Annotated in this window: 1 protein-coding gene; it reads right to left on the bottom strand. The window is 45.6% G+C overall.

The window, feature by feature from the left end; genetic code table 11:
- The coding region (locus A3738_RS02610; protein ID WP_156503895.1) for an LPS-assembly protein LptD at positions 1–1,132 on the bottom strand (1,132 nt) is incomplete at both ends.

Here is a 1,132-nt window from a genome sequence, read left to right as displayed (position 1 = left end):
TGGCTATTCCAGTCGACATCGAGATGCTGATATGCCTGATAGATATCAAGGTTCAGCTCAGGCAGTCGCTGATATGGTTGCTCCGATGCCAAGGTATTAATATTCAGAGATTTATATTGTTGCAGTAAGGCATCAAAGCGGTAATTTTCGCCGGTGTGGCTCAGCGACAAACGTCTGTCTAGTAGGTCGTCACTCGTGACCTGTAAGCCTTGATCAAGATCATCCAAATAATCATCGTCACTGATTTGGGTATAGCTGAGATAAGCTGAGGTGTCGGTATACACAGTATCGAGCGACCAATCTTGCTCAATACTCCAACCCCAGCGCTCGCCACTTTCATCAAAATTACCAAGTGCTGCCTGATCTTTGATATAGGCCTTATCTTCGTCGATGTATCCGGTAGTCAGCGTTGTTTCTTGCAGTGCACTTTTGTATCGAAACTCAGCTTCTTCATAAGCGCCGCGCCCACCAATCCAATTAGGCGTAATAGTCGCATCGTAGTTTGGCGCTAAGTTCAGGTAATACGGAGCCGAGATATAAAGCCCCGACCCTACGTTTGAGGTGCCGATCGTGGGATATAAAAAACCTGATTTTCTACGCTCATCAATCGGGAACGTAAACCAAGGAACATAAAAGACTGGAACATCTTTGATGGTAAATCGAGCATGACTTGCCGTACCGAAACCTTGCTCTTGATCTAATTCAATCTCAGACGCATAAAACGACCAATCAGGCTCTTCACCATTACACGTCGTAAAACTGCCGTCTTCAATACTTAGAAGCGTCTCATGTTTTTGATCAATCAGTTCGGCTCCACCACGGAAACCCGTATCAGGATCAATAAACTTGGCGTTATGAAGTTTCGCACTTCCCTCGTTCAAATCAACATCCGCGGAATCGCTCGTCATATGCATTTGCGGGCCTTGAATAACAATATGGCCTTGCATGGTGGCTTGGTTCTGCTTTTGATCGATAACCGCCGCGTCACTTCTTGCGTAATAGCCCTCTCGAATAATCTCTACCTGGCCTTCTAACTCCAAACGATTATTCTCTTTGTACTCGACATAATCAGCATGCACAGTAACAGTTGGGTCGAACGATAGATCACCCAAACTCTCACCCATAGCTTGAG

This window comes from Oleiphilus sp. HI0066 (assembly GCF_001635725.1).
The sequence above is the reverse complement of the archived record's forward strand: the minus strand, read 5'-3'. Positions and strand labels throughout refer to the sequence as shown.